This window comes from Microbacterium sp. LWS13-1.2 (genome assembly GCF_040144835.1).
Taxonomy (GTDB): Bacteria; Actinomycetota; Actinomycetes; order Actinomycetales; family Microbacteriaceae; genus Microbacterium.
On sequence record NZ_CP151632.1, the window covers coordinates 3,280,180 to 3,304,705 of the forward strand.

General features: G+C 66.4%; 29 protein-coding genes and 1 pseudogene. 14 read left to right on the forward strand and 16 right to left on the reverse strand.

The annotated features are described in order from the left end of the window. Positions 1 to 19 precede the first annotated feature (19 nt). From MRBLWS13_RS15170 to MRBLWS13_RS15180, 3 genes are all read left to right on the forward strand, one after another. Positions 20 to 1,018: a squalene cyclase gene (locus MRBLWS13_RS15170; RefSeq protein ID WP_349426166.1), complete on the forward strand. Its 999-nt coding sequence runs from the start codon at positions 20 to 22 to the stop codon at positions 1,016 to 1,018. 69 nt (positions 1,019 to 1,087) lie between these two features. Next, positions 1,088 to 2,011, forward strand: coding sequence for a trypsin-like peptidase domain-containing protein (locus MRBLWS13_RS15175; protein ID WP_349426167.1), 924 nt, complete (start codon positions 1,088 to 1,090; stop codon positions 2,009 to 2,011). A 420-nt stretch (positions 2,012 to 2,431) separates the two neighbouring features. Beyond that, positions 2,432 to 3,118 carry a tetratricopeptide repeat protein gene (locus tag MRBLWS13_RS15180; RefSeq protein ID WP_349426168.1) on the forward strand — a complete coding sequence of 229 codons (687 nt, stop codon included), beginning with the start codon at positions 2,432 to 2,434 and terminating at the stop codon, positions 3,116 to 3,118. A gap of 37 nt (positions 3,119 to 3,155) precedes the next feature. On the opposite strand, the gene MRBLWS13_RS15185 is transcribed toward MRBLWS13_RS15180, so the two are convergent. Both MRBLWS13_RS15185 and MRBLWS13_RS15190 read right to left on the reverse strand, forming a co-directional pair. Then, positions 3,156 to 3,467, reverse strand: coding sequence for a hypothetical protein (locus MRBLWS13_RS15185; protein WP_349426169.1), 312 nt, complete (start codon positions 3,465 to 3,467; stop codon positions 3,156 to 3,158). Between the two features lie 95 nt (positions 3,468 to 3,562). Continuing rightward, a complete protein-coding gene (locus tag MRBLWS13_RS15190; protein WP_349426170.1) occupies positions 3,563 to 4,129 on the reverse strand; it encodes a hypothetical protein in 567 nt (188 codons plus the stop codon). Between the two features lie 349 nt (positions 4,130 to 4,478). Here MRBLWS13_RS15190 and istA point away from each other — a divergent pair, with 349 nt between their 5' ends. The 3 genes from istA (at position 4,479) to MRBLWS13_RS15205 (ending at position 7,400) form a co-directional block, all read left to right on the forward strand. Then, a complete protein-coding gene (gene istA / locus MRBLWS13_RS15195; RefSeq protein WP_349426171.1) occupies positions 4,479 to 5,690 on the forward strand; it encodes an IS21 family transposase in 1,212 nt (403 codons plus the stop codon). Next, on the forward strand, positions 5,690 to 6,487 hold the full coding sequence (gene istB, locus MRBLWS13_RS15200) for an IS21-like element helper ATPase IstB (RefSeq protein ID WP_349426172.1): 798 nt from the start codon (positions 5,690 to 5,692) through the stop codon (positions 6,485 to 6,487). The genes istA and istB overlap by 1 nt, the downstream gene beginning before the upstream one ends. 325 nt (positions 6,488 to 6,812) lie before the next feature. After that, positions 6,813 to 7,400, forward strand: coding sequence for a hypothetical protein (locus MRBLWS13_RS15205; protein WP_349426173.1), 588 nt, complete (start codon positions 6,813 to 6,815; stop codon positions 7,398 to 7,400). Between the two features lie 58 nt (positions 7,401 to 7,458). Here the strand turns inward: MRBLWS13_RS15205 and MRBLWS13_RS15210 are convergent, their stop codons facing one another. After that, a complete protein-coding gene (locus MRBLWS13_RS15210; protein WP_349426174.1) occupies positions 7,459 to 8,298 on the reverse strand; it encodes an HIRAN domain-containing protein in 840 nt (279 codons plus the stop codon). A 212-nt stretch (positions 8,299 to 8,510) separates the two neighbouring features. Next, positions 8,511 to 9,878: a hypothetical protein gene (locus MRBLWS13_RS15215; RefSeq protein ID WP_349426175.1), complete on the reverse strand. Its 1,368-nt coding sequence runs from the start codon at positions 9,876 to 9,878 to the stop codon at positions 8,511 to 8,513. 167 nt (positions 9,879 to 10,045) lie between these two features. On the opposite strand from MRBLWS13_RS15215, the gene MRBLWS13_RS15220 reads away from it, so the two are divergent. Beyond that, complete coding sequence (locus MRBLWS13_RS15220; protein ID WP_349426176.1) at positions 10,046 to 10,408, forward strand: SdpI family protein; 363 nt, start codon at positions 10,046 to 10,048, stop codon at positions 10,406 to 10,408. A gap of 114 nt (positions 10,409 to 10,522) precedes the next feature. On the opposite strand, the gene MRBLWS13_RS15225 is transcribed toward MRBLWS13_RS15220, so the two are convergent. Then, positions 10,523 to 10,870 carry a GntR family transcriptional regulator gene (locus MRBLWS13_RS15225; protein WP_349426177.1) on the reverse strand — a complete coding sequence of 116 codons (348 nt, stop codon included), beginning with the start codon at positions 10,868 to 10,870 and terminating at the stop codon, positions 10,523 to 10,525. Next, complete coding sequence (locus tag MRBLWS13_RS15230) at positions 10,867 to 11,757, reverse strand: hypothetical protein (RefSeq protein ID WP_349426178.1); 891 nt, start codon at positions 11,755 to 11,757, stop codon at positions 10,867 to 10,869. The genes MRBLWS13_RS15225 and MRBLWS13_RS15230 overlap by 4 nt, the downstream gene beginning before the upstream one ends. Positions 11,758 to 12,013: 256 nt before the next feature. Between MRBLWS13_RS15230 and MRBLWS13_RS15235 the strand changes: the two genes are divergently transcribed. Beyond that, on the forward strand, positions 12,014 to 12,703 hold the full coding sequence (locus MRBLWS13_RS15235; protein WP_349426179.1) for a hypothetical protein: 690 nt from the start codon (positions 12,014 to 12,016) through the stop codon (positions 12,701 to 12,703). Between the two features lie 156 nt (positions 12,704 to 12,859). Continuing rightward, positions 12,860 to 13,441 carry a hypothetical protein gene (locus MRBLWS13_RS15240; RefSeq protein WP_349426180.1) on the forward strand — a complete coding sequence of 194 codons (582 nt, stop codon included), beginning with the start codon at positions 12,860 to 12,862 and terminating at the stop codon, positions 13,439 to 13,441. Between the two features lie 106 nt (positions 13,442 to 13,547). Here the strand turns inward: MRBLWS13_RS15240 and MRBLWS13_RS15245 are convergent, their stop codons facing one another. From MRBLWS13_RS15245 to MRBLWS13_RS15255, 3 genes and pseudogenes are all read right to left on the reverse strand, one after another. Beyond that, positions 13,548 to 14,939: a DUF2252 domain-containing protein gene (locus MRBLWS13_RS15245; RefSeq protein WP_349426181.1), complete on the reverse strand. Its 1,392-nt coding sequence runs from the start codon at positions 14,937 to 14,939 to the stop codon at positions 13,548 to 13,550. Positions 14,940 to 14,990: 51 nt separating this feature from the next. Then, a complete protein-coding gene (locus MRBLWS13_RS15250; protein WP_349426182.1) occupies positions 14,991 to 15,569 on the reverse strand; it encodes a TM2 domain-containing protein in 579 nt (192 codons plus the stop codon). A 661-nt stretch (positions 15,570 to 16,230) separates the two neighbouring features. Next, positions 16,231 to 16,689 (reverse strand): annotated as a pseudogene (locus MRBLWS13_RS15255) (DUF6596 domain-containing protein); the annotation flags it as partial. A 348-nt stretch (positions 16,690 to 17,037) separates the two neighbouring features. Here MRBLWS13_RS15255 and MRBLWS13_RS15260 point away from each other — a divergent pair. Then, positions 17,038 to 17,319, forward strand: a complete 282-nt coding sequence (locus MRBLWS13_RS15260; protein WP_349426183.1) for a type II toxin-antitoxin system RelE/ParE family toxin — start codon at positions 17,038 to 17,040, stop codon at positions 17,317 to 17,319. A gap of 13 nt (positions 17,320 to 17,332) precedes the next feature. Then, on the forward strand, positions 17,333 to 17,629 hold the full coding sequence (locus MRBLWS13_RS15265; protein ID WP_349426184.1) for a HigA family addiction module antitoxin: 297 nt from the start codon (positions 17,333 to 17,335) through the stop codon (positions 17,627 to 17,629). A 153-nt stretch (positions 17,630 to 17,782) separates the two neighbouring features. Here the strand turns inward: MRBLWS13_RS15265 and MRBLWS13_RS15270 are convergent, their stop codons facing one another. The 4 genes from MRBLWS13_RS15270 to MRBLWS13_RS15285 form a co-directional block, all read right to left on the reverse strand. Further along, positions 17,783 to 18,067: a hypothetical protein gene (locus MRBLWS13_RS15270; RefSeq protein WP_349426185.1), complete on the reverse strand. Its 285-nt coding sequence runs from the start codon at positions 18,065 to 18,067 to the stop codon at positions 17,783 to 17,785. Positions 18,068 to 18,384: 317 nt separating this feature from the next. Further along, on the reverse strand, positions 18,385 to 18,582 hold the full coding sequence (locus tag MRBLWS13_RS15275; RefSeq protein WP_349426186.1) for a helix-turn-helix transcriptional regulator: 198 nt from the start codon (positions 18,580 to 18,582) through the stop codon (positions 18,385 to 18,387). Further along, positions 18,579 to 18,998, reverse strand: a complete 420-nt coding sequence (locus MRBLWS13_RS15280) for a hypothetical protein (protein ID WP_349426187.1) — start codon at positions 18,996 to 18,998, stop codon at positions 18,579 to 18,581. Before MRBLWS13_RS15280 ends, MRBLWS13_RS15275 begins: the two co-directional genes overlap by 4 nt. 294 nt (positions 18,999 to 19,292) lie before the next feature. Continuing rightward, positions 19,293 to 19,574 carry a hypothetical protein gene (locus tag MRBLWS13_RS15285; RefSeq protein WP_349426188.1) on the reverse strand — a complete coding sequence of 94 codons (282 nt, stop codon included), beginning with the start codon at positions 19,572 to 19,574 and terminating at the stop codon, positions 19,293 to 19,295. Positions 19,575 to 19,580: 6 nt separating this feature from the next. Between MRBLWS13_RS15285 and MRBLWS13_RS15290 the strand changes: the two genes are divergently transcribed. Next, on the forward strand, positions 19,581 to 20,405 hold the full coding sequence (locus MRBLWS13_RS15290; protein ID WP_349426189.1) for an alpha/beta hydrolase: 825 nt from the start codon (positions 19,581 to 19,583) through the stop codon (positions 20,403 to 20,405). A gap of 135 nt (positions 20,406 to 20,540) precedes the next feature. Here the strand turns inward: MRBLWS13_RS15290 and MRBLWS13_RS15295 are convergent, their stop codons facing one another. From MRBLWS13_RS15295 to MRBLWS13_RS15305, 3 genes are all read right to left on the reverse strand, one after another. Continuing rightward, on the reverse strand, positions 20,541 to 20,708 hold the full coding sequence (locus MRBLWS13_RS15295; protein ID WP_349426190.1) for a hypothetical protein: 168 nt from the start codon (positions 20,706 to 20,708) through the stop codon (positions 20,541 to 20,543). A 603-nt stretch (positions 20,709 to 21,311) separates the two neighbouring features. Further along, positions 21,312 to 21,983, reverse strand: coding sequence for a MerR family transcriptional regulator (locus MRBLWS13_RS15300; protein WP_349426191.1), 672 nt, complete (start codon positions 21,981 to 21,983; stop codon positions 21,312 to 21,314). A gap of 73 nt (positions 21,984 to 22,056) precedes the next feature. Next, the gene (locus tag MRBLWS13_RS15305; protein ID WP_349426192.1) at positions 22,057 to 22,839 is read right to left on the reverse strand and encodes a serine hydrolase domain-containing protein; all 783 of its coding nucleotides are present in this window, start codon (positions 22,837 to 22,839) and stop codon (positions 22,057 to 22,059) included. Between the two features lie 245 nt (positions 22,840 to 23,084). On the opposite strand from MRBLWS13_RS15305, the gene MRBLWS13_RS15310 reads away from it, so the two are divergent. Then, on the forward strand, positions 23,085 to 23,582 hold the full coding sequence (locus MRBLWS13_RS15310) for a nucleoside deaminase (RefSeq protein WP_349426193.1): 498 nt from the start codon (positions 23,085 to 23,087) through the stop codon (positions 23,580 to 23,582). A gap of 510 nt (positions 23,583 to 24,092) precedes the next feature. After that, the gene (locus MRBLWS13_RS15315) at positions 24,093 to 24,509 is read left to right on the forward strand and encodes an Hsp20/alpha crystallin family protein (RefSeq protein WP_349426194.1); all 417 of its coding nucleotides are present in this window, start codon (positions 24,093 to 24,095) and stop codon (positions 24,507 to 24,509) included. The last annotated feature ends 17 nt before the right edge of the window (positions 24,510 to 24,526 follow it).

Here is a 24,526-nt window from a genome sequence, read left to right on the forward strand (position 1 = left end):
CCCTGGGTACTCTGCCCTCATGTCCACGCCGCGACCCGTGCTCGACTGGCTGCTCGACTGCGACCCGTCGCTGCGCTGGCAGGTCGAGCGGGACCTCGTCGGCGCTCCGCCCGCCGTGTGGGAGGCGACACGAGCGCGCGTCGCGACCGAAGGTTTCGGCGCGCGGCTCCTCGCGGAGCAGGACGCCGACGGTCAGTGGGCCCGCGGCGCCTTCTTCCCGGCGGGCTTCTTCGGCAGCGCCGAGGCGGAGGCGCCGGGTCAGCCCTGGGTCGCGACGACTTGGGTGCTCAAAGACCTGGGGGAGTGGGGCGTGGATGCTGCCGTGCTCGAAGGCACCGCTGAGAAGCTCGCAGCGAACAGCCGGTGGGAGTATGAGGACCTGCCCTACTGGGGCGGCGAGGTCGACGTCTGCATCAACTCCTACACGCTCGCGAGCGGTGCCTGGCTCGGCGCTGACGTGTCGCAGCTCGTCGCGTGGTTCCCCGAGCATCGCCTCGCCGACGGTGGCTGGAACTGCGAGGCCGAGGAGGGCGACTCCGTCCGCTCGTCGTTCCACTCGACGTTGAATGCCGTGCGGGGCATGTTCGCGTACGAGCGGATCACCGGCGACACGAGCATGCGCGAAGCCCGTCACGGCGGCGAGGAGTACCTGCTCTCGCGGCGGCTCATGTTCCGCGCCAGCACGGGCGAGGTCGTCGGCGACTTCGTGACCCGCTTCGTCTACCCGAACCGGCACCGGTACAGCGCACTCGCCGCGGTCGACCACTTCCGCGACGTCGCGCTGTTCGAAGGCACGACGCCCGACCCGCGGCTCGCCGAGGCGATCGACGTCGTGAGGGCGGCCCGGCAGCCCGACGGCACGTGGCTGCAGACGACGCCGCTGCCGGGGCGGACCTGGTTCGACGTCGACGCGCGCGAGGGGGAGCCCTCGCGTTGGCTCACCCTGATGGGCACCCGCGTGCTCGACTGGTGGGACTCGTCGGCGGGCTCCTCGCCGGGGGCGGATTCCGAGGACTGACGTCGGCCCCAGGCTTCCGCCGTGCGCGAACTCGCGCCGTGTGAGCTGTGAGAGGTCGACACTGGTCGCATGGACGACAGGGAGGCGCTCGACGCGTACTCATCGACGGTGATGCGCGTCGCGCAGACGGTGATGCCGTCGGTCGCCGCGGTGAGCGTGCGCACCCGTCAGGGGATGGGCGCGGGCAGCGCCTCGGTCATCACTGATGGGGGACACCTCCTCACCAGCGCTCACGTCGTCGAAGGGGCGACCGGTGTCGAGCTGGCCTTCCCCGACGGCACGGTGGCAGCGGCATCCGTCATCGGCGCCGACCCGCTCTCAGACCTGGCAGTGCTGCACGCCGACGGACCGACGCCGCCGCCGGTGCGGATGGGGGATGCCGCCGCCTTGGGAGTCGGGCAGCTCGTGGTCGCGCTGGGCAACCCGCGCGGCTTTTCGGGAAGCGTGACGGCCGGCATCGTGTCGGCACTCGGACGATCGCTGCCGACCCGCTCAGGGCGGGTGATCGACGAGGTCATCCAGACCGACGCCGCACTCAACCCCGGCAACAGCGGCGGCGTGCTGGCCGACAGCGCCGGCCGGATGGTCGGCGTGAACACCGCCGTCGCCGGCATCGGACTGGGACTCGCCGTGCCCATCAACGCCACGACGCGCGAGATCATCGAGGCCTTGCGCACGACCGGCCGGGTGCGGCGCGCCTGGCTCGGGATCGCCGGTGCGACGGTGCCGCTCGGCCCCGACGTGGCACTCAAGGCCGGGGCGCGGGTCGGGATGCAGGTGGTCTCGGTCGTGGCGAACAGCCCGGCCGCCGCAGCCGGTGCCCGCACCGGCGACATCGTGCTGTCATTGGACGGCGTTGCGATCGCCGACCCCACCGCGCTGCAGCGCCGCATGGTCGCGGGCGCGATCGGGCGGCGGATGGAGATGACGGTCTGGCGCAACGGCGCCCTCGTCGATGTGGTGGTCGAGCCCGAGGAACTCCGCGTCGGCTGAGCCCGGTGGTTATGCGATCCTCGGTGCGGGGCCGAAAGCCGGGCACCGGAGATTGCGGATCCGCCACCCACCGAGAGCGCGGCGGCGTGCATCTGTTAGCGGGCCTGCGCGGGCAAAATCAGCGGGCCGGGTTAGCGGTCATGCAGGGGCGTTTGTCAGCCCGCCCGCTCCTACCGCACGTGGGAGCGCGGTGGGTGAACCCAGCGTGGCGGCGTCCCCGCCAGCCGCGCTGACGGGGTGAGCGCCCACGAGGCGGGACCTTCGACACTGCAGGGGGTCGCCGGCCCCGACCAGCACAGCCGCTCGATCAGGGACCGACCTCCGGTCGCATCGGTTCGTCAATTCGCTCTGGGCTAATTGCGGGCAATCATCGGTTGAGACGCCGTCAAGGGTGTGTGGCGTGTCAGATAGTGTGCGGGTGTGAGCGACCTCGCCGATCTGGAAGCCTTCCGCGGGGCATGGGTCACGCAGCGAGACATCCTGACAGGGCGCCGATACATCGACGCACTCGAGGCGAGTGGGGAGTACTCAAGAGCGCTCGAGGTCTGCGATGAAATGTGGGGACTCGGCTTCCCGTCAGGCCGTGTCGACGCTGCTTGGATTGTGAAGGACCGTGGCGACGTCGAACGGGCCATCACCCTCATGACTGAAGCACTCCCCTTGCAGGACGAGGATGATCTGCCGCTATTGCACGGGATCATCGGGCACTGGCGTTGGCACTACCTCAATGATCCGCGCGCCGAGACACAGCTGCTGGCCGGAATGCTCGCGTACGGAACGGCCAGAGCCGACCTCGGACATCTGATGATCGCAACCGGCCGGCCCGCCGAAGGACGCCGCGTATTGCAAGAGGGCGCCGACGACGACACCGTCGAGTGCATGCTTCCGCTTGCCAACCTCTTATCGCACGATGGCGACCGAGACGGGGCCGAGGCAATGTACCGGCGCGCTATCGCGCTGGGAGACGCGCACTCTGCGTGGAACCTTGCCTCAGATCTGCTCAAGGAAGGCCGCGATTCCGAAGCGGAAGAACTGCAATGGTTGGCCGCGTCGATGGGTGATGAAGTAGCCATCGCCTACCTTTCGTCCCAGCATCCCGACTTGTAGTCCTCCGCTGGCAGAAGGAAGTTCTCAGAGGGACCGGCTATCGGTCGTTGTCGGGTGGGAGGGCGTTCCACCAGTCATGGAGCGATCTCGCGAATTCCAGCTCTGCAAAGTCGTCGGCGTACGGAAGGCCGTAGTCGCGCCGGAGAATGCCGACTAGCCGGATGCTCAACTGACTCGGCGAGGCGCCCTCCTCAAGCCATCCACGGAGCGGTGCAACCAGGTCGTCATACTCGTCGTCATCGTCCGGCCCGTCGTCGATTGAGTAGACACCGAGCACGTCCCAGTCGTATAGCCGACGGGCGATTTCGAGTGACCGCTCGTCAAATTTTTCGCGTCGCCGCCCAGTCATGATCGGATCCTCTCAGAACCGCGGGCGGAAGCATCCCGATGGGGCGGATGGCGCGTGGGGATGCCGCTCAAGGGAGGGGCGTTCGTCGACCGCCCTCAGGGTTTGGAAGCCGCGACGTGGGCGAGGGAAGCTTGTTGCTGCCGGCGTAGGAAGCTGAGAGTCGCCTCGATCGCCCACCAGAGTGCCACTCCCCACAGGAGTAGGAGCAAAGTCACCGCACCCTGCTCCCATATGGCCGAGAAGCCGCCTGCAACGATTCCTGCCACAGGGATGCATCCGAGCGCGATGAATGCGCCGCTGAGGAACGCCTTCGCGCTCATGGTCACGGGGCCGAAGCGGCGCTCTGCGCGCACCTTGGCGCTCGCCTCAAGGACGCGGTCTTGGGAAGTACCCCTCAGCGAATTCGACCACAACAGATCGTGTTCGTCATTGCTCGCTCGCATGAGCGCTCTACCGAGGAGTTCGGGTTTGACCTGCGTCTCGAAGGCCAGCTCTATCGACCACCGATTGGCGACGATGCTGAGCACGAGCATGAGCACGACGGCGACGCCCAATACCCAGGTGGCGGGGCGCGCCAGCACGACCACACCTCCGAGCCAGTCGCCGAACCAATCCAGCCAGGTTGAAGTGGGCCATTCGATCCAGCTCAGCGCGGTCTCCATCAGCGTCCGACCTGCGAGCCAGCCCGGGGCAAGCAGACGAAAGGACAATTCCGTCGAAACTACAAGCAGCGAAGCAAGAAGCACCGGAGCGAGTAGCCAGCCCCAGGCTCGCCATGTGGGAGTTGACTCGTTCGCTCGCGTATGCGAGCCATACAGTTCGACCCAGGCTCGCTGCATGGCCGCCGACCCTGTTGGCGCCCAGCAAGTTCCGCCGCCAGCGACAGGAATCTCATCACCGCCTTGAGCGGTCCGACCAGCCCTCACCCGTGCAGTCCACCGGTCGAGTGTCGGCGGCGCTCGAAAACTGAACACTTGCGGCGGTGAAAAGTGAACACTCAACGATTGGAGAGTGATCACTTTGGAGGACTGGGCGCTGATCCGCAGGTTGGCTGCGGAGGGGGTTCCGAAAGCGCGGATTGCGGAGCGGTTGGGTATCTCGCGGACGACGGTGATCAAGGCGGTGAACTCCGACTCGCCGCCCAGATATGAGCGAACACCGGCGCCGACGTCGTTCACCGTGTTCGAGCCGCGGGTGCGGGAGTTGTTGGCCGAGACACCGGATATGCCGGCGACGGTGCTCGCGGAGCGGGTCGGATGGACCGGGTCGATCCGGTGGTTCCGGGACAACGTGAAGCGATTACGGCCGGAGCAGCGGCGGATCGATCCGGCGGACCGGCTGGTGTGGGAGCCGGGAGATGCGGCGCAGTGCGATCTGTGGTTCCCGCCGCGGAAGATCCCACTCGAGGACGGCACCTCGAAGCTGCTGCCGGTGCTGGTGATCACCCTGGCGCACTCCAGGTTCGTGACCGGTCGGATGATCCCGACCCGCAAGACCGAGGATCTGCTGCTCGGGTCGTGGGAACTGATCCAGCAGTTGGGGCGGGTGCCGCGGCGGCTGGTCTGGGACAACGAGCCCGGCATCGGCCGCGGGCAGCGCCATGCGGACGGGGTCGCGGCGTTCATGGGGACGCTGGCGACGAAGCTGATGCTGCTGCCGCCGAGGGATCCGGAATCGAAAGGCGTGGTGGAGCGCCGCAACGGCTGGTTCGAGACCTCGTTCATGCCGGGTCGGTCCTTCACGTCGTCGGAGGATTTCAACGCCCAGTTCACCGACTGGCTGGGCCGCGCGAACGCCCGGGTGGTGCGCACCACCGGCGCGGCCCCGGTCGACAGACTCGATGCGGATCGGGCAGCGATGCTGCCGCTGCCGCCGATCCCGTTGCATCTGGGTTGGCGCAACCGGCTCCGTCTCGGCCGGGACTACTACGTCCGTATCGACACCAACGACTACTCCGTCGACCCGCACGTGATCGGCCGGATCGTCGATGTCACCGCGGACCTGGAGCGGGTCCGGGTTCGCTGCGACGGGCGGATCGTTGCCGACCACCCTCGGCTCTGGGCGCGCGGCAGGGTGGTCACCGATCCCGCCCACGTGGAGATGGCGGCGGTGCTGCGCCGCGAGTTCCAGCAACCGCGAGCGGTCGCTGCCGGTGATGATCTCGCCAGGGATCTAGCCGACTACGACCGGGCGTTCGGGATCATTGACGGCGGGCTGAGCTGATGGCCGCAAAGAACACCACCGAGTCGGTGAAGCAGATCACGTATCTCGCCGGCGCACTGAAGGCACCCCGCATCACCGAAGCCGCGACCCGGATGGCCGACCAGGCACGGGATGCCGGCTGGTCGTTCGAGGACTACCTCGCCGCCGTGCTCGAACGCGAAGTGAGCGCACGGAACGCGTCGGGCGCGGAGCTGCGGATCAAGGCGGCCGGGTTCCCGGCTCGCAAGACGCTGGAGGACTTCGACTGGGACGCCCAACCCGCCGTCCGCCAGCAGGTCGCCGCTCTCGCCTCCGGCGGGTTCCTCCTCGAAGCCCAGAACGTGGTGCTGCTCGGCCCACCTGGAACCGGCAAGACCCACCTGGCGACGGCGCTCGGGATCGTCGCCGCCCGGCACGGGCACCGGGTATTGTTCGCGACCGCGACGGACTGGGTCACCCGTCTCACCGACGCCCACCGGCAGGGGCTGCTCCCGAAGGAGCTCGCCCGGCTGCGCCGTTACGGGCTGATCATCGTCGACGAGGTCGGCTACCTGCCCTTCGAGCAAGACGCCGCGAACCTGTTCTTCCAGCTCGTCTCGTCACGCTACGAACACGCGTCGCTGATCCTCACCAGCAACCTGCCGTTCAGCGGGTGGGGCGGCGTCTTCGGGGACCAGGCCGTCGCGGCTGCGATGATCGACCGGATCGTTCACCACGCCGACGTTCTCACCCTGAAAGGCGCCAGCTACCGGCTCCGCGGCCGCGGCATCGACAGCCTCCCCAGCATCCGCACCACCACCGCGGAAACGCCTGACTAGACTGCCCGCAACCGTTCACTTTTCAAGCGCCGGAATCGACCAGTTCTGCAGCGCCGCCGACAGTCGAGCGCTCTCCTTCGCGGATCTTCGCGGGCACGTCGAGTTTCTTCTCGCACATGCTGATCATGCCTGATACCTCGGCGCGCGACGGATCGCGACCGATTGGTCGCGACTTCGGATCCGTATGCGGGCGCTGGCCGCAAGCGGCCCCTGCTGCGCACGGGGCGTCGTGTGCATCACGACTGCGTGACGATCCTGCTCCCAGGGGTGTGCGATTGGGCCGAGCCCGGAAGTATGTGGCATCTCGCGTAGAGAGGGAGTCCGGGTGACTACTCCGCAACACGAAACGCAATGGGTGCACCAGGACCTTCACCGCCATAGCGTTGGCGTGCTGCGCGGCTGGGTCATCGCGCTTGCCGCCGTCGTGGTCGTCGGCGCCTTGATTCTTGGTGCTGTGCTCTTCCACTTGTTGTTCTTCACCAAGCCGGCTCCGGTCGTTGTGTCATCTCCACGCGACTGTCGTACAAGCACCGACCCGCAAACTCCGAAAGTCTATATCGCCGCCGAGGCGACCGCCCTGATGGACGGCGCACTGACGGGCGCGACCACACTCGTGCCATCCGGATGGACTGTGGAAGCAGTCGGCGTGGTCCCGTCCCTGCCGCGCCTTTCGACACTTGACGACAGCGAGTTCGAACGCATCGTTCACGACGCCGAAGAGAATCCGATGAAATTCGGCGAGACCGAGACGACCGGCGTCATTGTTGGCGTTGTGGACACCGGTGGCGAAACGAGCGGTCAGCTGTTCGGCCTCAGACTGACGTGGGTGTTTGGAGAACCAGCCGCCGTGCAGGACCTGCCACTTGGGATCGACTTCAATGCAAACAGTTGCACAGTGACCAGGGCGGGCTGATGCACACGAGGTGGGCGCGGTGAGGGACCGTCCGTCGCCCGTCGGACGCACGAGTCGATCACGACAAACGGGACTTCACGAATGCTCGCAATACGTCAGCCTTCGGAATGTCGACCCAAAGCTGAACGCTCTCGTCTGATGGCCCGGTCCCACCCACCAGATAGCCGTCGGACCCGAGGTTATCGAACAGCGGCGCGAGGATCTTCGCCCTTGCGGCAGAGACGTAGCCGACTTTTCGCGCGTTGCTCAGGACCAGCACAGCGCAAGAATCGTGAGGGTTGTCAGGCTCGCGTACGAGAACGTACGTGGTGCCACCGACTGCGCGCCTTTCGTTCCAGCCGACGTAGTTCCCGATGCCTTTGATCCGCATCCGCGTCGAGTCCAGTAACCGTAGATCCATGGGCTCTGAGACGGTGAGCGTCGTTGGGGGAATAATCTCGCGGTCATCCGGCACGTGCACCACCGCGCGCTGCTCCTGTGCAAAGTCGCGGTCAGGCTCCACCGCAGACGGGAAGAGTGTGGCTCGCGCCCGCCAAGTTCCGTCCTTGGGGTCGGCCCAGACCCGTACCGGCGCGACACCTTGGCCCCCGTCCAAGACGGCCGCCACTTCAGCGCTGATCTCGTTCGGCACGTAGCCGATGTGCCACCCGCCGATGACCACCTTGACGGCGTTTCGGTCATACTGATTTAAGGGCTCGGGCACGAGGTGTGCGGCCTGCTGGGTCACCCCACCCTCAGGCAGCCCGAGCTCATCGAACAGGCGACGCACTGCGTCGCGGCGGAAACTCTCTCCCTGCACCTCGATCTCACCCCACCGTGGAATGAGGTCGTGTACGGGTGTTGGCGAGGAAGCGGCGACTTCCTTGCTCTTGCCAAAAAGTGTCGACCAGAAGGCCATCGGTTCCCCCAAACGTCGGTGCTCGAAGCATAGGGGTGGCGCGCGTCAACACCTGGTCAGATGTCGCGCGCTTGTTGACGCGCTATTCGAGACCGCGACCGGTGACACGGCATCAACGAACGACGGCTGTCGGGCGACATACGCCCTTCATTGGTCTGCGCAGCGGAGTCTACAAATGGTGACTTGATTTGCTGGAGGTAGCACGGGCGGCGCTACGAGGCGTCAGCTGAGGGCGCGCCTGCGAGTTCATCGTCCTGGGATGAGAGCGCGGCGGAGGGAATGTCCTTCGACACGTGCTCGTCCACCACGACCTCTTCGGGCTTGCGTAGCCGAGGCGGGGCGGCTGACCAGTCCTTGAGTCGCTGTCCCACGACGTCGTAGGACATGAGGATGGCGTCCATTACGGAGTCGATGAAGCCGGACCTGCCGGCGAGTCGGGCACCACCCATCTTCCCCAGGTACGTAACCGTGAAGGACTTGATCTCCTTTGCGGGATCGACGATCAGCGCGCCTGGATTCTCGCGCGCTGTACCGAGCAGTTCCGCGGTCCCGCCCCGCTGACGTGCGGCGAACGCCTCGACTCGCAGTGCGTCGGGCGCATCCTTGAGCTGACGGAGCAACCAGTTCACCCGCGTTGTCGGCCTGCCCTCGGCAGGGGCGCCTGTTGAGAACGAGCATGTGATCTGGGCCGCGCGGATGTCGACGGTCACGGTCAATGGCGACACGGCGTTGGGGATCCGGATCGCTCCTGACATCTTGCCCTCGCTCACCAACATCTCCGTCACGGCTGCGACCCGCAGCGCTGGGTTCGCGATCTCCGCCTTCGACAACACCTGGGTAACGTCGGCGCCAAGTCGCTGCCCGAGCTTGAGCGCGCCGTAGCGGAGCAGTGCATCGAATCGGCCAGCGACTTGCGCGGCGTCTTTGTCGCTCTTGCGAAGAGTGCCGCTCGACACGGCATCTCGAACCGGTACCCAGCTCGGGCCCATGTCGGTGAACTCGACGGCGCCTGACTTCGGGTGCTCTAGGTAGCGGATCAGCTCACCCAGGATCCATGCCTGGTCAGGATCCGCGACGCCGCGAAACTCCTTCTGCATCACCGCGGCGGTCAGCACTTCCGTCCAAGAAAGATGGTGCATCGGCACGTACTTCGACTTGCGCTTATCGACGATCGTCGGATGGGCGCCCGCCGCCGGCGGAATCTCATTGGAAATCGTCAGCAGCGCGTCGAAGTGGTGTTCTCGTGCGACATCGAGATAGTTCTCCAGTTGTTCGCGCTGGAGCTCGTTGTTGCCCGTCTTGACCTCGACGAGCGCAGTCCAGACCTTGCTTCCCCGCTTTACCCGGATGAGGCCGTCTGGAAAGACCTTTCGATCGGCCAGGACAAACGGCACTTCGATGAACGTCTCGATCGCTCCCGCCGGCGCACCCATGCGGGCGGTAAGCACGCGACCGTATTCCTTCACCGAACTCATCACCGCGAGCAGCGCGGATGTTGCCCGCCGCTCCTGCTCGTCAGCACCATTGATCCCAGACGTCGGGATTAGACGAGCAGCGTTCCAAGGATTCTCTTCTGCCATTTCGACTCCGTCATCGACACGATCTACCCGAACGCTAGCGGCATCCGTCCGTGGTCTCCGACATTTCGCGCAGCAGCGCGTTGGAGGACCGGCTAGGGGCACAGGCCAATCGCGCAAGCTGGCTTATGCGAGCCGCGGCTGATCGGGAGCGAGATAGCGTCGGAGCTGTGGAGAACGAGTGGATGGCGAGGGCCGTCTTGTTCGTCGTGATGGTTGGCGCGGGCATCCTCCTTATCTGGATGGCGAATGCGGCAGCGTCTGGGCGGCTGAAGCGGAATCAGCTCGCGGGCATTCGGATTCCCAGCACGATGGCGAGTGAAGAAGCCTGGCTGGCCGCACATGTTCGAGCGCGGGGAGCGACGGTCTGCGCCGGAGTCATCAGCATCCTGGGCGGGGCGTTCGCTCTCGTTCCCGTTCCGATGCCCGTGGTGACTATCGGGGTGCTTCTTGCCGCGGTTGCCGCGCTCGGATTCGTCCTCTATGGGGCTCAAGTCGGGGGCACGGCCGCGAAGGCCATTTCCGAGTCCTGACCGCACGCATTCGACCCGTCCGATGAAGGACCGCTGTTCGCGCCGACGGTTTGCCTGAGCATCGCCACCGTCGGTGGATACCCACGACACGGCACTCTCAGCGGATCGCGGGTTTTACCAGGTGACTCGAATGACTTGCAGCACGTCGTCGAGGTCGAGGCCGTCGCGCTTTGCGACGTCGACGAGATGTCGGGTGGCGTGAGCGACGTTCGCGGAGATCGCTGATGCGTGACGGCTGACGCGTGTGCCCGAGCCGATCCGGGTATCGACTAGTTGTTCTTCTTCGAGTTGCTTGTAGACCTTGGCGATCGTGCCGGGTGCCACGCGGAGGTCGCCGGCCAGTTGACGCACGGACGGCAGGCGTTCGCCGGCAGCCAGAGCACCTGTGGTGATGAGACCCCGGATCTGGTCGTGGACTTGCTCCGCGGGCGTGCCGCCACTCGCGGTCAGAGTGAGGATCATGACGCCAATGCGGAGGTTGTTCGCCGCACTCGCCCGGGGACCGGCACGGCGGTGAGGGTCACGCTCAGCCACAGCGCTATCCCGACGGCGGCGAAAACGAAACTGCTGGCACTCAGGAGGGGTGTCAGTGCCGCGAACGGTGCCTGGACAGTGATGTCGCCCGCGGAGTCGGTGGGCATGCCGCCCTGAAGTGTCGACGTGCCCGCTAGTGATCCCAGGATCAGGCCGAGGTGGAGGGAGAGGGCGGCGGTGATCGCCACGGCAATGTTCCTGCTCCGCGTCCGACGGGTTGAGGCCTGGTGCTCCCACGGCTCGGACAGCGGGCTCCTCGCGACGAATGCTAGCGCGGCCCAGCCGCAGCCCGCGAGGGCCAGGACGAGGGCGAGCGCCGGCAGGGAGTAGTGCCAGCCGTAGATGGTGGTCGAGACGGTGAAGGTGCCGATGTTGAAGCTGAACATCGTGTACCGGCCTTCCTCGTCGACGGTCGATGCCATCCCTGCGGCGACCGACAGCGCGACCGTGACTGCGATCAACGCCACCGCTGTTACCAGCCACCCCTTCCCCACGTAGGTGAAAGCGGTGCGGCGTGCAACCGCCGCAAACGGGATCGGCGAGGAGGCGGGGCCCGGGACCGTGAGCAACGCGAGCGAAGCCAGCCCCGCAACCAGCGGCGCCACGAACCGCGTCTCCCACAACATGAAAAACACATCCGGCGTGAGGGCGGCGAGCAGAGCCGGGATGATGCCCGCCACGGCGTAGAACACGGTCACCAGGACGGGTAGCAGCCCCGCCGCCACCGCGAGCCAGCGCAAACGACCACGCAGAGGGTCACGCCCACGGCGCGTGGCGGCCCACACCACGAGGCCGAGCAGGGTGCCGACGATCACAGGGGCGAGGCTCAGAAGAAAGATCGAGAGCACCGAAACCTCCAGGTGTATCAACGAAGTGACACACAATGTATCAATCGAATAGAACGCTCACAAGTCTTTTCGCCCAAGGTCTCAACGCGCGCGAGCGGGGACTCCTCACCGATTGCGCAGGGAAGGCCACGCGACCGCTTGTGAGGACCCGCAAGCGGTCGCGCGGAGGTGAAGGCTCCACCCGATCTGGCCGGGTGTTGGGCTCCTCGGTCATGATGGCGTCATGCAGTTCGCCGGAGTTCTCCCTGAGGATGCGCCCGACCCGCGGCTTGAGCGTGAGCGGTTGGTGAAGTCGATGCCGATCCCGATAGTCGAGTTCGTTCCCCAAGCCGCTGTGGAGTTCGCCGACTTCAGCGTCTCGACGACGAGCGGCAACGGGAGTGGGGTGGATGAGATGTCGGTAAGCATCTCCGCGACGCTGTGGCGCAATCCGGTCGACAAGTCTGATCCGGCCAACCTCGCTGACCTTGATAAAGGGACTCGTCGATCGATTGACGAGGTTCCGCCGTGGCCGCGCCCGGCTTGGCTCCTCGAGCACATCGAGCGCATGCGATACCCGATGCTATGGGAGGCGGTTCAGACGACCTGGCAACGCGAGGATTCCGAATACAGCACCCTCGGTGCTCGGTTGGTGCATCACACCAACCACATCCTCATGAACCACTTCCGCGAAGAGCTCGGACTCGGCCTGCATGACTGGGACTCGCCAGCCCTCGCGTCCGAACGGGTGGTTCGTCGCGGCGTCGACGTCGCCATCGATGGGGTGGTCTTCTCAGGAGCGGAAATTGACACCGACCCGTTTGTCTACGCCGTCGGCGCGAAGCTACCCAGCGGTGGCACGCTGACCGCGGTCGTTCCCCGCGAGTATCTGCCGTACCTAACCCTTGAGTTTGTCCAGCGCCGGTCCGGCTGACGGCGATTCGAGCCGCCCGGTGGCGGACCGGCTTCCGGACGAACCGGTACCCCGACAGACGCTCGCAGGTCGTCTGACCCAATTGACGAGCCGCGTCGAATCTGACGAGCCCTCAGCGGGTTGCCGGCTGGGTGAGACTTGTGGTCGGCTGAGTCCGTGCCTCGCCCAAACAGAGAACTGCAACCTGCGCGTCCGTGGCGGGAACCTCCGCTCGATGAAGCTCCCGCAATCCTGCCGACCGTCGAGATCCTCGCATCCACTCCCAGCGTTGCGATCGCCTTTGTCGGCGCGCGGGCATACAGCAACGGTCTTGAACTGCAGCTCGAAATGCATGCCCGTCGTCGCGACGAAGACGACAAAGAGTGGGAGCGGATCCGGGAGGCCTTCTTCAGCAGACCCGGCTGGCTACTGAGCGATGCAGAACGTGTTCAAGCCCTAACCATTGCCGTATCTGTCGATGGCGGCGCCGACGTCATGGCCGACGCCCTCGCGCACGCGCGCGGACCTGTCGACGCGGAACCCAGTGGGTGGTCCCTCTCGCTGACTCGGCTCGGAGGCAGTGGTGGTCCGTCTAGCCTGCAGTCTGCGCCAGGCCTTTGGCTCTGGCGATTGCCGCCTTCCCAGTACTTGGACCTCATCATCCGGTGGCCAGCACTGGATATCACCGAAGGCCGAGCCCATGTCGACATCAGCGGCATCGCCGACCTATCTCGACAATCTCAGCAACTCTGGCCCTGACTCTGAACCGATCGCTCAGGGACCGGCCTGGGGGCACCGATGGCGGCATCCGAGGGCGGATGTGAGGCAGACCCGCCCTCGGGGCTGAGAGGCGCCCAGACCCGGCTCAGACGCCGGTCTCGGCCGGCAGGCGTCCGGATGCGACGGCTCGGCGCAGCAGCTCGAAGTCGGCTTCGGCGACATCGGCGTAGGCGGCCGACCATGCCGCCGTCGCCTCGGCGAATTGCTCGGACCGGCCGAGGTAGCCCACGATCGCGGCCGAGGCGGGGGACTGTCCGTGCGCCCGGGCCAGGAGCGCGGCGCACAGTGCCCCGTACGAGCGGAATTGGTCGGCGTCGAGCGTGGCCGGTTCGATCGAACCCTTCATGTCGCGGAACTGCCGCCAGTAGTAGTCCACCCGGTGACGTTCTGCGGAGTCACCGGCCCAGCCGCGGATCCATCCGACGAAGAGGTCGGAGTTCGCCTGCAGGATCCGCTGGGCGGCGACGACGCGGTGGCCTTCGATGAAGTCCGTCACGCCGGGGCGACCGGGGATGATCGAACGCCGGCCTCCGTACGTCGTCAAGACGGACGGCGGAGCCTCCTTCGCCTGGAGGAACAGCATGTCGCCGGTGGGCCCCTCGACGGCAAGCAGATAGCAGCGGGTACCGACGCTGCCGACACCGACCACCCGCAGGGCGAAGTCGACCACGCGGTACTGCTCCAGCAGGAACGCGATGTCCTCGCGCAGAGTCGCGCGGTACTGGGTGAAGAGGTCGGTGACCTCGCCCAAGGTCGCGTGGTCGATGTGGCGCAGGATGGGAGGTTGATCGACGATGCGGATGCCGCCGTCGACCGAGAACGTCGTCAGGCGCTGCAGGAGCCGCTCGGACGTGCGGGCGCGGGCCTTCTTCGCCGCCTTGCGAACCGTCCGCTCACCCTTCTCCCCGAGGTGACGTGCGACCGCGGACGTGTCGACGCGAGTGTAGTAGCGCTCTCGCGTGGAGAGGCGGCAGTAGCTCCGCAATGTTTCGCGGTATGCGTCGGCCGCGGCGAATGCCGCGTCGCGGCATGCGTCCTCGCTCAATCCGATGTCGCGTCCGCTGATGTGCACGCTCGCGGTGAGCCGGCGCACGTCCCACTCCCACGGCGCGACGCCGCCCTCGTCGAAGTCGTTGAGGTCGAAGACGAGCGCGCGTTCGGGCGAGGCGAAGAAACCGAAGTTCGAGATGTGGGCGTCGCCGCAGGAGACGACCTCGAGGTCGGTGGTGGGTGCATCGCGCAGGTCGGCCGCCATGACCGCCGCCGTGCCCCGATAGAACGAGAACGGCGATTGCAGCATCCGTCCCACCCGCACCGGGACGAGATCCTGCAGTCTCGACGCGTGCTGTTCCTCGAGGATGCCGATGGGATCCCGGTCGACGGGGAGGACCAGCTCGGCCAAGCCTCGTCGCGGCAGACGCTTGCGCACCTGGCGTCCGGCTTCGTTCGCGGATGACCGTCGCTCGCCGATGCCCATGCGGGCAGGCTACCGCGGGGCTCGCGCGCCGCGAAGTGCTACGCGCTGTCTTCAGAGTCGGCGAATCGGCGGGAAGGACGTCATCGGCGTGGGTACCAGCGCTCGGGCGTTGGCGTTGCGCACGAGCGAGGGCAAGAGGAACAGGTCTACGAACCACCAAATGCCAGCAGCGACCATCATGGGAATCCCGATCGCGAAACCGGCGAGAATCCAGCCGCCCCACCACAGCACGTTGAACACGATCGCGGATCCGACAAGCCCGAGGTAGAACCGCTGTGCCGAGAAACCGCCGAGAAGGAACAAGAACAAGTACGCGATCCCGACCTCTTTCGCCGGGCGCGAGATGGCGGCGGTCGGCGGCGCGAACGGCCCCCATTGCCGACCATCCCACCACTGAAGTGCCCCGGTCGGACCGGGGTACCAGCCGGCGGGCTGAAGCTGGGCTGCGGAGTGAGCGCGAGCCTGCGGCGCCGCCGGAAGGACTTCCGTGCGCGGCACTGGCAGGTAGGGGTCGAGCGCCGCGTAATCAGCCTGCGCGTTGGGGGCACCGATGACGTCTGTGGACCACTCGCGTCCGTTCCAGAACCGCTTGCCGCCTGCAGGCACGTCGTACCAGCCTGCTGGAGGCATGGGAGGAGTATCCGTCATTCTCGTCCTCGTCTCACGGAGCCACCCAGACATCCGTGCGCTCAACATAGCGTGTGCGCGCAGACGCTTCTGCTTGCTCGGTACATGTCATGGCGCCGTGGAACCTGCGCTGGGGAACGGTGAAACGACTGGGTCAGGGGCATGAACCTGATCCGCGTCCGTGACGGCCGCATCGTCGAGGCACGCGGTTACCTGAAGACGTAAGGAGCGGCGGGCGTGAAGCTTGACCGCACGATGCTCTGCCTGCGGAGAGGGGATAGCTCCGAGTCAGACACGCCTGAGAGGCTGTGGACATGGCGGTCATCGACGACGTTCGGGCGCTGGGCGCAGAGTTGGAGCGCTCCTACCATGCCTACGTGCGCGGGCGATTGAAGTTCCGCGTCGGTCAGATGGTCTATGTCGCATTCTCTCTCGACGAGAGCGTGATGGAGTTCGCCTTCCCGAGGGAGGAGCGGGCAGCGCTCGTCGGGAGGAATCCGCGCAAGTTCCAGATGCCCTCGGACTCAGACCTGCGCTTCACCTGGGTCCACGCCGAGCTTGCCGCGCTGGAGCCTGCCGAGGCCCGTGAGCTCGTCGTTGAGCCTGGCGCATGGTCGTCCCGGCGAAGGTCTCCCGCGCCTACGATCTCGCGCATCCTGCGGGCCCGCACCCAGTCGGTCTCGGCCGCCGTCGGCGCATCCGCGTGCAGCGCCGCGATCGCGGCTTGCGCCTGGTACTGTCCCAGCCGGTCCCGGGCGAGCGCCGACTGCAGGATCGCGACGCCCTCGGTGATCGCATCCACGTCCCACAGCGAGCGATCCTGCTGGGCGAGCGGCACGAGCCGCCCACCCACCACCCGCGCCGGCCGCCTCGCATGGTGCAGCAGCATGAGCGCGAGGAGCCCTGAGACCTCGGGCTCGTCGTTGAGCGCGGCGAGCTGCCGCGTCACGCGGATCGCCTCGGCCGCGATGTCGATCTCGCCCGAGTAACCCTCGTTGAACAGCAGATAGAGCACGCGCAGCACACGGGACAGATCACCCGGCTGATCGAGCGGGATGCCGGCGAGCCGCTGTTTCGCGCGACTGATGCGCTGCGCCATCGTCGCCTCCGGCACGAGGAAGGCGATCAAGATCGGCAGGACCGACGTGAATGTATGCGCCGCGAGGGTCATGCCGCGATCGATAAGGCCCAGGTCGACCAGATCGCGGGTGACTCGCAACGCGAATCGCCCAGCAGGTGACCGTGCACTGCTGCGGACGAGGCGACTCATGGTCCACCGCGCCATAGGCACCTCACGATCCGAGACGACGTCGCCCGATCCAGTCAGAGGCTAACACCGCGCACGAGGCCCGCACACGAACCGACCTTCACGGCTGAGGCTTCACGATCGGCGCGCTGAGGGACCGGCGATCGCGCACTCATTCATCTGCTCACGTTTGCCAATACTATCGACTGGCGTTAGCATGGCGGGGTGATCCAGTCTTTCGCGGACGAGCCGACGCGCAAGGTCTGGGCGCGCGAGCATGTCCGGCAATTCGGGCTGGAACTGCAACGCGCTGCACAGAAGAAGCTTCGCCTGCTCAATGCAGCCGAGACGATTAACGACCTGCGGATCCCGCCGGGCAACCGGCTCGAGAAGCTGGCCGGCGACCGCGACGGACAGCACTCGATTCGCATCAACGACCAGTACCGCATCTGCTTCGTCTGGACATCCGGCGGTCCAACCGACGTCCAGATCGTCGACTACCACTGAGGAGGGACCACCGATGACGAAGGCACACAACCCGATCACCCCGGGTGAGATTCTCCAGACTGAGTTCCTCGAGCCGCTGGGGATCACGGCCTACCGCCTTGCGCAGGCGACCGGCCTGCCGCAGACCAGGCTCAGCGAGATCATCCGCGGCAAGCGGCGGATCACCACCGACACCGCCCTACGGCTTTCTCGCGCGTTCGGCCTCTCGGAGCGCTTCTGGCTCAACATCCAGAACGACTACGACATCGAGCTCGAGCACGACGAGCATGACGCCGACCTCGCACGCGTCGAACGCCTGATCCCAGCCTGACTTCCGATTCACGCGGGCCGGCGCACGCATAAGGACCGGCGTCCGTGCGCTCCGTTCCGGCGAGCAGCGGTGGCGGCCGAGCTGGAGCGCTTTGCCGACAAGGAGACCGGAGAGCCGACTCGAAGGACGGAACGGCGCCACCGACACGCCTCACTAGCGCGGGCGTCTGGCTTCCCACGCAGTCGACACCAACAGCCAAATCAGGAAGATGGCAACGCCCACCGCGGCGAGCCCGACGAACGTGAAGAGCGCGAGAAGCACCATCATCGGCGCTCCCACCCACCGGCCGTCTTCGACCGGGGCGAATAGGTCATCACCCACGGGTGAGTACAGGAATGTAGCGATCCACCACAGGCCTAGTCCAAACGCGAGAATCGCGATAGCCGCTGCCCAGGCACCGAAGAACGACCCACCCGCCTCGTCGCGCCCGCGTGCCATGCGATCAAGATAATCGACGCCCGCCACTCGGCGCGGACACCGACCGGCAAGCGGACGAATCCGTGGGGCTGCTCTGGTCCTGGCATGCCGGGACGGCGAAGCTGCCGCGAGCTAGCAGTGCGGCCCCGCCCAGCAGGAAGAGCCAGACGGCAGCCAACGCCACCCACTGGATGGAGCCCTCAGTCCCCAAGAGACCGCCAAACGGCGATATGACGCGCGAGCAACCAGGCCGAGCCGATCGCGATGAGCCCTGCCCCACCAGCTGCGTGACGTTTTCGCTTCACGGGTCTCAACCTTCACTGGTCGCCGCGGTTCACCTAGGCCCGATCGTCCGTGAAGATGTCCTCGATCCGGAGGTCGAACAGCTTGGCGATGCGGAACGCGAGGGGAAGGCTCGGGTCGAACTTGCCCGTCTCGATCGCGTTGATGGTCTGTCGCGAGACGCTCGCCCGTGCGGCCAGGTCGGCCTGCGTCCAGGAGCGCTCGGCGCGAAGGTCCGAGATGCGATTCATCATCGATAGCGGATCCTTCCGACGAGGAAGGTAATCAGGAAGACGATGCCGAGGAACACGGAGAAGGCTGCGATGTCGACATCGAAGCTGAGGAGACCTGCGGCATCGGCAACCACGTAGCCGAGGCCGGCAACCCACCCAGCGCCGAGTGTGATCGCGAGGGCACCCAGGATGATCTGTCGCTGCAGTTCGTCGACAGCTCGGAGGAAGCGCGTGAAAGCGACGATCCATCCGATGCCGGCGGCGAGATTGAGGATGACGGCGGCCCAGCTCGCCACCTGCTGGGTGGGTCCCCACAGCAACTCGGGGCCGAATCTGGCCAGGGCCAGCGTCGCGATCCAGGCGAGTCCCCACCCGAAGAGGTTGGCGGTAGCCCTGATCTCTTGCCGGTATCCGCCGGTAGGAGTGTCTGCCTTCACGGTCGTCCCTTCTGTGGCGCGCCGCCGCGCGGCGTGTCAAGTTCGCTTGACAAAGTAGGTGATTGGAAGTCGGCGTGTCAAGTTCACTTGACATGCGATTCGGCATCAGCGATCGCGGGGGATGCGCCCTTCGGGGATTCGTCCGAGTCGATTCCAGCCGCGCCACCCGCGTTGCTCGAGGAGTGCCAGCAGCTGTCGAGCGACCGGTGCCGACTCGGTCATGGCCGCGTCCAGTAGGGCCAGAGGCAGTCATGGAGCCCATGCTCACGATCAGCCAACTGGCCTCCTACGCCGTCAACCGGCGACTCCGCGGACCGCCTCGGCGATCGCGCGGAAATCCTTGCGCAGGATCGCGGCGTGATTGCTCGCGACCTTGGCCTGAATCGTGATGTGCGGGTTGCGTTCGGCCACCGCGGGCACGCTGGCCCGGATCTTCTCCTGCCCATCCCCCTTACTGCCGAACGACGTTCCGGACGCGAGGACATACCGTGTCGGGACGGTGATCCCTCCTGCGCCCGGAGTGTCGAATTCGACCGGACTAGAGGCTTGGGTCGGCTGCGTCGCCTGAACGATCATGGGGACATGACGACGACTGTTGGGCTGAGCGATGCGGCTTTACTGGCTTACGACGCCGTCGGCGCCGGCATCCCGCTCCTCGCTCTGCACGGCGCGTACTCCGCAAGGGGGGAGGTGCGCGACTTCCTCGATCCGATGATCGATGCGCGGCCGGTGCGTCGGCTGTACATCGACCTGCCCGGGCACGGCGACTCCCGACCCTCATCGGGAGTCCGGCGACCCGATGACGTGCTGGACCTCGTCGACCTCCTCCTTGACAAGGAGGCACCGACCGGCAGATTCCTCGTACTCGGGCACTCGTTCGGCGGACACTTCGCGCGCGCGATCGCGGCTCGGCATCCCGACCGAGTCGCCGGGATCGCATTGATCTGCCCGGCTCTCCCCGGGGAACAGCGCACCCCCGCCCCGGCGGTGGTCCGAGACGATCACGTGTCCACCGCACTAGATCCCGATCAGCGCGCCGAGTACGAGGGTTACTTCGTCGTTCGAACGGTCGAGACCCTCGAGCGATTCCGTCGCGCGGTTGTCCCGGTCGTCGGGGACGTCGACGAGCAGACGCTGGAGAGCGCGATCACCGCGGGACCACACACCGCGGATCCCGACACGGTGGCTGTCGACGCTCCGGTGCTGGTGATCTCGGGCCGACACGATCACTGGGTCGGCTGGGAACGGCAACAGCGGCTGGGTGATCGGTACCCGCGTGCCACCGTTGTCACCGCGGGCGACGCCGGACATGCACTTCCTCACGAGCGCCCCGGTCTGGTGGCGGCACTCCTCTCCGACTGGCTCGATGAGATCGGGATCCCCACAGCACCGGCTCGCCGCCAGTAGCCAGTGCGCGCGATCAGATCCGGGCTGGTCGGGCGGTCACCCAGGGGTGCTACTGGAAGCGGGCGACAGCGGATACCGCCTGCCGCTGCAACGCTCTGAACGGGACCGGCGATCGTCGCTTGGCCGAGAAGTCGGTCATTCCGGGCGGGTGTGGTCTTCGACGTCAGGTTGCGCACGCATGAGGTCTGCGAGTTCCTCCTCTGGCCGCGGGGCGACGGTCTCGTCGACCTCGAGTTCCGGGATGCTCGACTCGCCAGGAGCAGGGACGTGATGCGGAGCGGCGTGCTCGTCGTAGGGGGACACGGGAAATCCTTCCGTCGGCCGCATTGGTAGCGTACGCCGGACGTCCGGAATGCCGGCGCCTGCGACCTCCACGCCGGCTATCCAATCGGTCGAGGTGATCCTGCCCGCGGGGCCTAGGCGAGTACGAGCAGTTCGTACTCACTACTGCCCTGATGGCACATGACAGCCAGATGAAAGGCCCCGTCCACCGCGGCGTCACCTGGCATAAAGTGTCACTCGCAGGATGATCGTCCAGACCGACGAGGACCCCATTCTCATCGTAAACAGCGAGGTCGAAGTCGGCCGATGAGTCGGCGGAATGCACGAAGATGCTATAAGTGACCGCTGCGACCAATGAGATCGAGTAGGCGTGGTGCGTTCCAGCCTCGAGGACGCCGGATTCAAAATCGATCGTCTCATGGCCGCCGCGGATGGGTGCGGACTCCGAGATCGCCCCGACGGGAACCTCGAGCGAAAGCGCCTTCTCCTGGCCGCTCACCGAGAATTCGAGGAAGCCACCGGCATCCACGTCGTCCCACGTTTCAGGATTCGCGCATCTGGGCGAATCCTGATACCGCCTACGCAGTCCGTCATCTCGCTTGGTTGACTGGGATGACCTGACTCCTAAGCCGAGGCGTCGTCCAGGAATCCGACGACCACGTCACGAACCAGGTCGGTTCGCGCCAGCCCGAAGAAATGGGTCGTGCCCGGAAAGACCGCGAGCTGGGATGCCGGGACACCGACGAAATCGCCATTCACGTCGCCGCCGCGGAGGCGCAGAAACTCAACCGCATGCTCGAGAGAGACCACGTCGCCCACAGTGATGAGCGTCGGCGCCGCGATCGCGCGGATCTCGGCATCCGTGCGATCGGGGAACCCGCCCTCGTACGTTGCACCGAGCTTGTCGAGAAGCACTTGGAGATGCTGCAGGTCGGGGTGCGGCGACTTCGCGAGATAGGCGGCTTCCATCGGCGTGCCGGCGATCATGTCGACCGTCATCGCGCCGACCGCCTCCGCGTTCTCGGCCCCGCGCATGCTCGATGCGGCGCCTAACTTCGCGGCGAACTCCTCGCCATCGGCGGCGAGCAGCTGAGCGATCTCGGCCAATGGCACGCCGGCTCCCGCCAGCGTGCGCACATGCACCAGGCGCAGCAGGTCGTCTGCGCTGTAGCGCCGGTACCCCGAGAGGTCGCGCTCAGGCTCGGCGATGAGGCCGAGCTTGTGGTAGTGCTGCACCGTTTTGACAGTGACGCCGACGAACGCGGCCGCCTGGCCGATCGTGACTCCGCTGCTCATCCGTCCAGCCTCCCGTGCACGACCATCCGGCGGCGTGATCCACGCCGCCGGAACAGTCGAACGCGTCATCTGTCTATGCGGCCGGCGTCGCGGCCCGGCCGGTGCGGAAGACCGCATCCACCAGGCGCTGGGAACCCTGCTGGAACGGGACAGCCAGCGACATCGCCGCGTCGTCGACGTAGTTCAGGGTCGCGGTCATCGTCCGGCGACCGTCGGGAGTCGCGTACATCAGCGCCGCAAACCCGGCCGCGCCGCCGTTGTGAGTGATCACCCTGCCGTGCGCGCCAAGGTCCTGGACGAAGACACCCGGGCCGTAGCCCATCCCAGGAATCGGCGTCTCGCGTGTCGCGCACATCTCGGCGTGGAGTTCAGCGGGAAGCAGCGTCCCGCTCGCGATCGATGAGATGAACCTCTGAAGGTCCTGCGACGTCGAGATCATGTCGCCGCCGCTGGAGATCCAGGACGGGTTGTGCTCGGTGACGTCGGTCGTGTGCGCCTCGCCGCTGGTGTGCTGCAGCAGCATTCGTACCGTGATGCGGGGGTCCAGGTCGAACTCGGGAAGGTACTCGGACGCCGGCGTGTTGAGTGCGATCCGGCCCTCGGCGACGAGCCGCAGCGTGAGGGCGGCGGTGAACGTCTTGGTGTTGCTGCCGATGCGGACATGCCCGTCGATCGGCGGCTTCGCGTCGCCGTCGATCTCGCTGCGGCCGGCCGCACCGGTCCACTCGCCGTGCTCGTCGCGGAGCCGCAGGGTGATGCCGGTGATACCCGAGTCGACGATGTCGTCGAGGATCGCTTGAAGCTCGGGGCGGTCCTGAGCCGCGACGGTGGCGTGCTGCTGGGTGGGGAGGGTCATGTCTGTGCTCCTTCGAATCCTTCGTTCCGCGAGCCCGTTCCGGCGTCGCAGTCGCGAGTGTGAACCCCGACCCAAGGTCAAGGTCAAGACGAAAGCTCGAAGAACCTCGCATCGGCGGCCGCTGTTCGGTGTCTCGGCAGCGACCATCTACCGTGAAGCGCACGACGTGCGCCGGTGGACGCCGTGACCGCGGACGGGACAACAGCGATGCGATCTACGGAGCCGTCAGTGAGAGGAGTACGAGGATGAGTACCGAGATCTCCCGTGTCGACGAGGGTCATCTGCAGCGATGCGTCGATCTCGCGAGGCGAGCGCTCGAGGCAGGCGACGATCCGTTCGGGTCCGTGCTCGTCGACGCGGACGGAGCGGTGCTGGCCGAGGCGGTGAACCGCGAGAAGTCCGATGGCGACCCGACCGCCCATCCCGAATTGGCGCTCGTGCGGTGGGCGATCGCACACCTCACTTCGAACCAGCGGGCAACATCGACCGTCTACACGTCAGGCGAGCACTGCCCGATGTGCGCAGCCGCGCATGGATGGGCGGGACTGGGACGCGTCGTCGCTGCCGCGTCGGCTGCGCAACTCGCCGGATGGCGGGCCTCGTGGGGATTGCCGGCCGGCCCGGTGTCGCCGATCCCACTCACGGATGTCGCGCCGGACGTCGTCCTGATCGCGCCGGTGGCGCCCTTCGACGCACACATGCACGAGATGCACCGGCAGGCGCTCGGACGAGCGGTCAGATAAGGCAGTCCGAGGGGCCAGCGCCCACGTCGCGGCCCAACTGGCCGGCGATCAGAGCGCGCGGCTGTCGAGAACGACGACACCGGCACGCGGCGGCAGGACTTTCGACCCTGTCCGGGCTTCGTCACTCGGTGCACGGTGGAGGGTGTTCCAGCATCTCGTCACCTTCGCCCAAGGATCATCATGAACGCTTCTGCTCCCACGATCCCCGTTCCGGCGGTCATCGGGCCCGCCGACCTCCAACTGCCTCCCACGGAGCCGATCGACATCACGGAACTCATCCGCACCCAGTCGGCCACTTGACGATCGGGTGCGTCGCGCTCGATCGCCGTACATGCTGAGCGTCCGCGATCATGTCGCCGACCGTCTTCGCGAAGCTCGACGGTCGATGGTCCACGACGCGTGAACCGCAGACGGCGGGACCATCGTCCCGTGTATCCGCCGCCTGTGCATCGATCATGTTGGTGCGCGCACTTGCGCGCACGTAGAAGGGAGTCAACCATGGCACGCAACTTGGTCCGCTTCGATCCGTTCGCTCAGCTGAGCGCACTAACGCGGGACCTTTTCGAGGCCGGTGGGATCAGATCCGTGCAGGGTCAGATGCCGACAACAGACGTCTACATGGAAGACGACACGGCCCTCATCGTAGAGGCGCACTTGCCGAACTTCGAGGAGAAGGACGTCAGCGTCGATGTCGATCGGGGCGCTCTCCTGATCCAGGCCGAGCGGCGTGACCGTGACGAGGACGCGAACAAGAAGTACGTGATGCGCGAATCCAGCACGAGCTTCTACCGCAGCATCCTCCTCCCCGAGCAGGCCGACGAAGATAAGATCACCGCGAGATTCGACAGCGGCGTCCTGAAAGTCACCATTCCGCTCGCCGAATCCGCCTCACCCCGCAAGATCGCCATCAGTGGCGGCGCGGCGTAGCCCCGTGAGGCCTGGAT